Source organism: uncultured Rhodococcus sp. (assembly GCF_963525155.1).
Taxonomy (GTDB): Bacteria; Actinomycetota; Actinomycetes; order Mycobacteriales; family Mycobacteriaceae; genus Rhodococcus_F; species Rhodococcus_F qingshengii.
In genome coordinates this window covers 55,823-62,686 of record NZ_CAURKP010000016.1, presented here as the reverse complement: position 1 = coordinate 62,686, position 6,864 = coordinate 55,823, and the positions used below count along the sequence as shown (strand labels likewise).

Here is a 6,864-nt window from a genome sequence, read left to right as displayed (position 1 = left end):
CGTCGTTTTGTCAGCATCCGCCGAAGAACATGACGCCGGCGGATGTGGACAAGGCCCGCGGGATCCTGTTGGGGTTGGCATCGAAGAACATCGCGGATTGTGATGCGGTGCGGGCGGCGATCCGGCGGATCGAGAAGCAGTACGGAAAACGTGAGGACGGGGTTCCGGTGGGTGAGGATTCGGAGCGTAACGAGTTCTATGCCTCGAAAGGTTTGTACGGGCGCGTGTCGGTGAAGGGTGATCTGGATGCTGTGAACGGGGCGCGTCTGATCACGTTGTTGTCGAGCCTGTCTGCGCCGACACCGGAGAAGGACGGTGTCAAGGACGCCCGCACGCCGGCGCTACGGCGCGCGGACGGGTTTTGCGAACTACTGCGGCGGTACGAGCGGGCGGGGTTGGGTCCGATCGAGGGCGGAGTGAAACCACACATCACCGTTACCGCGTCGGCGAAAGACATGACAGACCTCAAAGCATTGAAAGACCTCCTGCCGTCCACTCAGGAACTCGGGTTCGCGTGGACGGATTGGGTGGGCCCGATCAGCATCGACACCGCACGGATGCTCGCCTGCGACTGCACCGTGACGCGGATTTTGTTGGATGAGAACGGGGTTCCGCTCGACTGCGGCAAGGAAGCGAGAACGGCGACGGTTCCCCAGCGGAGGGCGTTGGCGGTTCGTGATGGTGGGTGCGCGTTTCCGGGGTGCGGGACACCGTCGGGGTGGTGCGATGCCCATCATATTGTTCACTGGAACGATGGTGGCCCAACAGATCTCGACAACCTGATCTTGTTGTGCGGTCATCACCACCGGACGCTGCACCACACGGAGTGGCGGGTGGAGATCGGTCCGGATCGGAAATCGGTGTTCTATCCGCCGATGTCGATCGATCCGTATCAACAGCCGATCGGCGGGAACAGCCCACCGACAGCGGCGTGAACCGACATAACTGAAAAGGCCAGCGTGTGCACCGGGGAAGAATCATGCCCCGGGGCATACGCTGGCCTTTTCGGCTGCGCTCGATGTCCGTCTTGCGACAGCATCTGTCTCCACTTCGACACGCCGGACCCATAGGGTCGAGGCATGTCTTTCTGCGAACCCGCCCGCGTTGTCACCGTCACGTCCCTGACCCCGCACATGCGGCGAATCAGCATCGAGGCAGAAGGCGACTGGCACTGGCCGACCGGCGGGCAGGGCGACGAGCGCATCGACCTCGCGTTCCCGAAACCCGGTGAAACAGAAGCAGAATACGACTACTTCAACAATCCCGACTACGGCAAGGCCGATCTCGGAACCGAGCCACCGTGGCGGCACTACACCGTGCGCAAGGTGCACGACGGCGGCCGACGTCTGGACATCGACTTCGTCGTGCACCCTGGCGGTATTGCAGCGGATTGGGCCCTGCGGGCCGAACCAGGTCACCTACTAGGCGTCTTCTGGTCGGACAGTTCGCGGTCCCACTACCAAGCACCGGCGGGTCCTCGCTGGCAGCTGCTGGTCGCAGACGCCACGGGTCTCCCCGGACTGGGCAGGATTGTCGAAGAACTTCGTGAAGGCGATGTCGCACAAGCGATCATCGAGGTCGAAACCGAAGAGGATCGACAGGAGTTTGTCACTCGCGGCGACGTCACATACACGTGGCTCGTGGGGAGTGGCCTCGGAAAGGCGCCGAGCGCGCTGTTCGAGGCTGTGGAGAAGGTCGAGTTTCCCGAATCCGAAACGGCCGACGTCTACGCGTGGGTGGCGTGCGAAAGCGCAACCAGCCGTCGTATTCGTAAGCATCTGAGGGATGTTCGAGGAATTGCTCGCGACAAGCACAATGTTGTCGGGTACTGGCGAGAGGGCGCCGACGGCCACGTTTCCGGCATGAACAGCGAGGAAGTCACCGTCGGTGCCTGAGCGCCGTGATCACTCTGCCGGCAGCGTGTCGGTAGATTCTGTGTGAGCCTGCTGCGCGTCAGCCGGCTTTTCCGCCAGCATCTCGAACAGTGCTCGGCGTGCCTCGGCGAGAATTGCCTCGGCCTTGGCTACCTGCTCAGCGGTCCCACCTGCGGCTACCGCGACAGCGGCACCTCGGAGTAGGCCCATCGCGGGACGGAGCGCTGCGCCGGCTTCACCGAAACCCGGCCGACCGTGTCCGCGCTGGTCAAGTCGACCGCGTCGGCCTTCGGGGCGACCCTCTTCTCGGTCTTCGAAGCGACCCTCGGGTCGCTCGCCCTCGAATCCTCGACGGAAACCGTGTCCACGATGCGGGCCTCGGCGGCCATGCTCGCGACGTTCTTGCATTTCTGGGTTGTTGTGTGGGGCGTACATGTTGTCCTCCTGGACTGTCTGTGTTTGTTTGACGTATCGACGATATATCGACAATAGATCGAACGCAAGGGTTCGTAGAATAATTCCCGCACCCTCGTCCGGATACGCTGAAGCCGTGAACACGGATCTACAAGCCCAGGCCGCGGACGTCCTACGCCGCCTCGCACTCGACGAATCCCTGAAAGAACGCACCATGGCGGACGCTGCGACCGCAGCACTCGCACGGAAAGTCGCCGCTCGCTACATCGGCGGCGAAACCATCGACGACGCTTTCGCCCGACTCCCCTCGATCTTCGCGCGAGGACACAAGGCGAGCATCGAATACACCGGGGAAAGCGTCCGGGATCCCGAACTCGCGAACGCCGAAACCGATGTGTTCGTGGAATTGGCGGAACGGATCGGAACGTCGGGCGTCGACAGCACCGTGTCGTTCGACCTCTCGCACATCGGCTTGGTCATCGATCCGGAGCAGTGCTTTCGCAATGTCGTGCGCCTGGCCGAGACCACGGAACGCGCAGGTGCCGAGCTGATCATCTCTGCCGAAGCGTCCGACCGCACCGACCTGGTCCTCGACATGCACGCGCGACTGGCCGAGCGCTTCACTCACGTCGGGATCACCGTTCAGGCCCGACTGCACCGCACGGCAAAGGATCTCGCCGCTCTGCTGGACCGACCCGGCCGCATCCGTCTCGTAAAGGGCGCCTTTCTCGAAGCCGAGTCCGTCGCCTACCCGCGCGGTAGTGCCGAACTGCGCAGCGCGTATCTCGACTACGCAGCCCGAATCGTCGAATCGGGCCACCAGGTTTCCATCGCGACGCATGACCGCGACATCCTCGAAGCATTACGCGCCGAGCATGATTCGAAGCTCAGAGCCGACCACGTGGAGTTCGAGATGCTGCTCGGTCTCGGTACCGAGCAACTGGACGCACTCCGAGCCGCGGGCTTCACCACACGCGAATACGTCATCTTCGGAACACAGTGGTGGCTGTACGTACTCAATCGCATCGCCGAAGAACCAGAGCGTGTCTACACCGCGCTCATCGACGCTGCGCTCATCAGCACTGCAAACTAGATCTCCAACAACACAAGTGGGGCCGCACTCGATTCGAGTGCAGCCCCACTTGTGTAAGTTTCTAGCTCTCCAGAAACGCCTTGATGCGCGCCAGAGTGGTTTCCATTCCGGTCTGCATCAGCTGATCTCGACCCCGACCGAGTAGGCCGCTACCCGACATCATGCGCACGTAAAGCGCAGGCGTCGCATAGATCTCACGAGTCTCGGTAAGCACGGTGCCCGTTCCCGAAGGCTCGAGCACAAAGGTCCACCGCGCTTTCGGCTCGTCCGATTCGAAGGAGAACCTCCGGCAGTCGACCACGTCGACCACCGTGCAGTGCGTGCTCCACCGAATCAGACCATGCTTGTTGGTGCCCTTGAACTTTGCACCCACAGTGCCCGGAGTTCCGGAAGTCCATGTTCCACCGGTGTTTTCAGGACTGAAGCGACCCATACCTTCGATGTCGCTGACAACCTTCCACACCGATACCGGCGTTGCCTCGATGTACGCGCTGGCGGTTTCCACCCGTTACCGGCCCGGAACCCAGGACATGATCTTGATGGCGTGAGGCATGAGCTTTGCCCACACCTTGGCCGGAAGTCCGCGCGGTCCACCGAGATTCATGACGCGAGTGGTGGCAACGGTCTGCGGTTCGGTGTACTTGATCAGACCCTCCGCGCCGTGACGACGACCGACGCCCGAGACACCCATGCCACCCATCGGTGCTGCGGTGCTGCCCCAGGTGGGTGCGTAACCCTCGTCGACGTTGACGGTGCCGGCGTGGATGCGCGCTGCGATGGCTTCGCCGGCAGCCTTGCTTCCCGCCCACACACTGGCGTTGAGGCCGTACTCGGTGTCGTTGGCCGCAGCGATGGCCTCTTCGACGTCCTTGACGGGGTAGATCGAGACGAGCGGCCCGAAGGTCTCGTCGCGGTAGCACTCGGCGTCTTCGGGAACCCCGGTGAGCAGGGTGGGCTCGTAGAACAGCGGTCCGATGTCCGGCCGAGCCTTGCCACCGGCAATGACGGTGGCGCCCTTGACCACTGCGTCATCGACATGAGCGGAGATTGCCTTGACCTGCGCCTCGGAGACGAGGCTGCCCATCTCGATTCCGAATTCGTATCCGGCGGCGAGGTTCATCTTCTTGACGCGGTCACCGAACATGCGGATGAACTCGGGTGCGATGGACTCTTCGACGTAGATGCGCTCGATGGAGATGCACAGCTGACCGGAGTTGGAGAAGCACGCACGTACAGCGGCGTCGGTGACCTCGCGCAGGTCTGCGCCGGCGGCGACGATCATCGGGTTCTTGCCACCGAGTTCGGCGGAGAAGCCGATCAGTCGACGGCCGGCCTGCTCGGCGAGGAGCTGACCGGTCGCGGTGGAACCGGTGAACATGAGGTAATCGGTGTTCTCGACCAGGGCGGTGCCGACGACGGAGCCCGGCCCGGGAACCACGGCGAAGAGGTCGCGAGGCAGACCCGCCTTGTAGAGCAGTTCGACGCAGGCGAGCGCGCAGTACGGTGTCTGGCTGTCCGGCTTGAGGACAACGGCGTTACCGGCGAGCAGCGCGGCGATGGCGTCGGACACGGCCAGCGTCATCGGGTAGTTCCACGGCGAGATGACGCCGACGACACCCTTGGGCTGGTAGCGGACGACGGTCTTCGTCAGACCCGGGAGCATGCCGGAGACGCGACGCGGGCGCAGCAGCTTCGGCGCCACACGTGCGTAGTGACGCGACGTCATCGAGATGTCGAGGACTTCTTCCTGAGCTGCGGTACGCGACTTTCCGGTCTCGGCCTGAGCCATGTCCATGAGGGCGTCGCGGTTCTCGAGGATGAGATCGCGGTAGCGGTGGAAGACGGCGGCGCGATCGAGGACGGAGCGCTTGGCCCATTCCTTCTGGGCGACGCGGGCACGGGCGATGGCCGCAAGTGCGTCGTCGGCGGTGCCGACGGGGATGGTCGCCAGCTCCTTGCCGGTGAACACCTCGGTGATGGACTTCGTCGGGCGATCGGCAACATTGTCGATGGCGATCAGATCGGCGAGCCGCGAGAAGGTCGCAGCGGACGGAGCAGGCATTTCAGTACCCCTACTGGTGAGTAGTTCTTGGAGTTACACACAACTTACCCCGTCGGTGGTACCGATCACAGTGCCGAATCAGACAGAGTCAACCAATACTGCCTCTTTCGGACGTTTTGCGATCAACAACGACATGACTGCAGCGATCGCGCAGAGCGCGCCGGCCACCAAGAAGGCAGCGTCGTACGAGCCGATCTGATCACGAACGAGACCGGCCAAGAAGGCCACCAGACCCGCACCGATCTGGTGCGATGCCAGCACCCAACCGAACACGATGGGGGCGTCGGCGCCGAAGTGTTGACGGCACAGCGCGACGGTCGGCGGAACCGTCGCCACCCAATCGAGCCCGTAGAAGATGACAAACGCGATCATCGGTGGATTCACAGTGTTGGCGAGCAACAACGGCAGAAAGAGCAGCGAGATTCCGCGGAACAGGTAGTAGATGCCGAGAAGTTTTCGCGAGTCCATCCGGTCGGTGAACCAACCCGAAGCAATGGTGCCGACCATGTCGAGGATTCCGATCAACGCCAACAGGGACGCGGCAGTCGTGATCGGCATTCCGTGGTCGTGCGACGCCGGGACGAAGTGCGTGCCGATCAGGCCGTTGGTGCTCGCGCCGCAGATCGCGAAGGTACCGGCGAGAAGCCAGAACACCTTGGTTTTCGACGCCATCACCAGCACCGAGATCGCCCGGCCTCCGGCGCCGCCGCGCTGGTAGACAGGCTTAGCCGGTGGGGTGTAATCGGCGGGCGCGCCGTAAGGCGTCGTACCCACGTCTGACGGATAGTTACGCAGGAACAGCAGAACGAACGGCACAACGGCCAGTGCGGCAAACGAAACTGTGAAGGCGACGCTCTTCCAGTCGTACGTTTCGGCGATCTTCGCCAGGACCGGGAGGAACACCAGCTGACCGGCAGCACCACCGGCCGTCAGGATGCCGGTCACGAGACCACGCTTCTCGACGAACCAGCGATCGACGACGGTGGCGACAAACGCCAGCGCCATCGAACCGGTACCGAGACCGACGAAGACACCCCACAGCAGAATGAGCTGCCAACTCGAGGTCATGAAGATAGTGAGACCACTGCCGAGCGAGATGAGCGCCAACGCCGAGGTGACGACCGCCCGGATACCGAACCTCTCCATCAAGGCAGCAGCGAACGGCGAGGTCAACCCGTACAGAATCAGGTTGACCGAGACGGCCGCCGAGATGCTGGCGCGCGACCACCCGAAATCTTCGTGCAGCGGATCGATCAGCACCGATGGGGCAGCGCGGAAGCTCGCCGCACCGACCAATGCCAGGAATGCCACGATCGCGACGGACCAGGCGCGGTGAAAGCGCGGCGGGCTCACCTGCTGTTGGCCTGATTCGGGGAGAGCGGTCTCAGAAGTCACAGAGAGAATTCTGCAGTTCGGATTCG

Annotated in this window: 7 protein-coding genes; 3 read left to right on the top strand and 4 right to left on the bottom strand. The window is 63.0% G+C overall.

Annotation, left to right across the window (positions count from 1 at the left end; all coding sequences use genetic code 11):
- On the top strand, nucleotides 1-935 hold a 935-nt coding region (locus RWT78_RS06290), incomplete at its 5' end, for a DUF222 domain-containing protein (protein ID WP_314674717.1).
- Between the two features lie 144 nt (nucleotides 936-1,079).
- Complete coding sequence (locus tag RWT78_RS06285) at nucleotides 1,080-1,895, top strand: siderophore-interacting protein (protein ID WP_283377350.1); 816 nt, start codon at nucleotides 1,080-1,082, stop codon at nucleotides 1,893-1,895.
- Nucleotides 1,896-1,904: 9 nt separating this feature from the next.
- On the opposite strand, the gene RWT78_RS06280 is transcribed toward RWT78_RS06285, so the two are convergent.
- A complete protein-coding gene (locus RWT78_RS06280; protein ID WP_314674716.1) occupies nucleotides 1,905-2,309 on the bottom strand; it encodes a hypothetical protein in 405 nt (134 codons plus the stop codon).
- Between the two features lie 115 nt (nucleotides 2,310-2,424).
- Between RWT78_RS06280 and RWT78_RS06275 the strand changes: the two genes are divergently transcribed.
- Nucleotides 2,425-3,381 carry a proline dehydrogenase family protein gene (locus RWT78_RS06275; RefSeq protein ID WP_314674714.1) on the top strand — a complete coding sequence of 319 codons (957 nt, stop codon included), beginning with the start codon at nucleotides 2,425-2,427 and terminating at the stop codon, nucleotides 3,379-3,381.
- 61 nt (nucleotides 3,382-3,442) lie between these two features.
- Here the strand turns inward: RWT78_RS06275 and RWT78_RS06270 are convergent, their stop codons facing one another.
- From RWT78_RS06270 to RWT78_RS06260, 3 genes are all read right to left on the bottom strand, one after another.
- Nucleotides 3,443-3,886 carry an SRPBCC family protein gene (locus tag RWT78_RS06270; RefSeq protein ID WP_003943564.1) on the bottom strand — a complete coding sequence of 148 codons (444 nt, stop codon included), beginning with the start codon at nucleotides 3,884-3,886 and terminating at the stop codon, nucleotides 3,443-3,445.
- A 3-nt stretch (nucleotides 3,887-3,889) separates the two neighbouring features.
- Nucleotides 3,890-5,443, bottom strand: a complete 1,554-nt coding sequence (locus RWT78_RS06265) for a succinic semialdehyde dehydrogenase (protein WP_003943578.1) — start codon at nucleotides 5,441-5,443, stop codon at nucleotides 3,890-3,892.
- A gap of 78 nt (nucleotides 5,444-5,521) precedes the next feature.
- Nucleotides 5,522-6,838, bottom strand: coding sequence for an MFS transporter (locus tag RWT78_RS06260; protein WP_124566929.1), 1,317 nt, complete (start codon nucleotides 6,836-6,838; stop codon nucleotides 5,522-5,524).
- Nucleotides 6,839-6,864: the final 26 nt, after the last annotated feature.

Excerpts from the sequence above, each read along its gene's own strand:
- RWT78_RS06280 (WP_314674716.1), bottom strand. The coding sequence starts at position 2,309 with ATGTACGCCCCACACAACAACCCAGAAATGCAAGAACGTCGCGAGCAT.
- RWT78_RS06285 (WP_283377350.1), top strand. The coding sequence starts at position 1,080 with ATGTCTTTCTGCGAACCCGCCCGCGTTGTCACCGTCACGTCCCTGACC.
- RWT78_RS06265 (WP_003943578.1), bottom strand. The coding sequence starts at position 5,443 with ATGCCTGCTCCGTCCGCTGCGACCTTCTCGCGGCTCGCCGATCTGATC.